This window comes from uncultured Candidatus Kuenenia sp. (genome assembly GCF_900696675.1).
In the GTDB taxonomy this organism is placed as follows: domain Bacteria; phylum Planctomycetota; class Brocadiia; order Brocadiales; family Brocadiaceae; genus Kuenenia; species Kuenenia stuttgartiensis_A.
Genome location: NZ_CAADGZ010000255.1, coordinates 1 through 1,736, shown reverse-complemented (window position 1 = coordinate 1,736; position 1,736 = coordinate 1). Strand labels below are relative to the sequence as shown.

1 protein-coding gene is annotated in these 1,736 nt (G+C 34.4%); it reads right to left on the bottom strand.

Features of this window, described 5'->3' with window-relative positions:
* Positions 1 to 120: 120 nt before the first annotated feature.
* The gene (locus QZT26_RS17470; protein WP_295104003.1) at positions 121 to 1,425 is read right to left on the bottom strand and encodes a cytochrome P460 family protein; all 1,305 of its coding nucleotides are present in this window, start codon (positions 1,423 to 1,425) and stop codon (positions 121 to 123) included.
* Positions 1,426 to 1,736 lie beyond the last annotated feature (311 nt).

Sequence of the window (1,736 nt, the reverse complement as noted above, 5' to 3'; positions counted from 1 at the left end):
GGAATATGATAGGCTTCATAAACTGTTTCCCTTTATTGAAGCCTTTTATACCACAAAGGAAAAACAGACGCCAGCTTTTTTTACCTTTTTTCGCTATTAATTTTTCAAAGAACTAAAGTGTTACAAACCTTTTATTTTCTGCATTACCGTTATAGAATCAATGTTTTTATCCTTTCTATAATTCTCTTTAATTATTATCGCACCTGGTTGTAATTCACCTTTCTTATGTTTAATTGCCTCATGGGCGAGATCGTTTACATATGTGGTAAGCCAAAACCCATGTGGTTCTGTTCCTTCATAAAAAGCATTTTTCCCGGGCCACATTTTCCAGTTTTCCCGATACTTTTCATTTTGCATTCTTTCCCATAGTTCTTTCGCCATTAATTCATAAACAGGCTCGGTTCCTTTCGGTTTTTCCTCTGTTATTTCTTTTTTTGTAATACCTTTTACAAAACTTGTATAAATATAATCATTAAGAAACTGGTTTTTGTGACAAGAAATGCAGTTATCGACTTTACCAGCCAAAGAAATAGTTTTCCCATATTTTTCTTCAGTCATTATTGCACCATTTGGTTTAAACTTGATCCAAAACCAATCATTGTTTTCAGGATTAAAACCCTTTATCTTCTTCATTACGGTAATGTATTCTAAACTTTTATCAAACATGTAGTTTTCAGTAACGATAACAGCATCAAAAGGCATGGACTCTTTCTTACTGACAATAGAATCATAAGCCACTTCATTTACATACGTGCTCAATAAAGTCCCATGTGGATCAATTCCATTATAGAAAGCCTCTTTATCTGGCCACATTTTCCAACTTTCCTGGTAATTGTCACTCTTCATTTTATTCCAGATTTCAGTAGCTATCCTTTTGGCATTCATAACTTCTTCTTCTTTCTTTTTTGTCTCGCTTATTTCTTTCCCTATGTCCATAATCGGACTTGTATAAATATAATCATTGTCGGTCTGCAAACTATGGCATTCTATACAATCAGCAACTTTTCCTGCCAACTTTAATGCCTTATTATTTTTTTTAACAGTTGTAATTTCACCATCAGTTTCATATTTTACCCAAAACCAATCATTCGCAAGCGGATTGAAGCCTTTTATTTTATGTATTACTGTTATAAAGGTAATGTTTCTATCTGATGTATAATTCTCAGTAATAATTATCGCTCCAGAGGACAGCTTTCCTTTCTTATTTTTAATTGCATCATATGCAATATCATTCACATAGGTAGTCAGCAATTCCCCATGTGGCTGCCTTCCTTTATAAAAGTCTCCCGTATCCGGCCATAACTTCCAATTCAGTTTGTAATTCTCTTTGTGTATCGTATCCCAGAGTTCCTTTGCTTTCCCCTCCGCATCTGTTATTATCATTTCCGTTTTTTCTGTTTCAGGCAATCCTTTCTCCGTCTCCAAAGATGTTCCTTCTCCTGTAATTCCGGTCTTTTCTTCTTCAGAAACGTATGGTGATTTCTCTTTAGCAGACGCAGGTGTACTTTTTTCGACCGTTTCTGTTGATTCTTCAGATTTGTATCCCCTACCTATTTTTTTACATCCTATTATGGGGAAAAAACCAATTGCAATTACAACTAATAATGATACCTAAATCCTGCAAACGATTTTCGCAATGCGAAAATCAGTATTTTCCACTACCAAGATTGGCAAAAAGCGATAACAGATATCCGTTTTTTAGCAATTGTGGTAGCGCTATTGTACTACTTTAAACA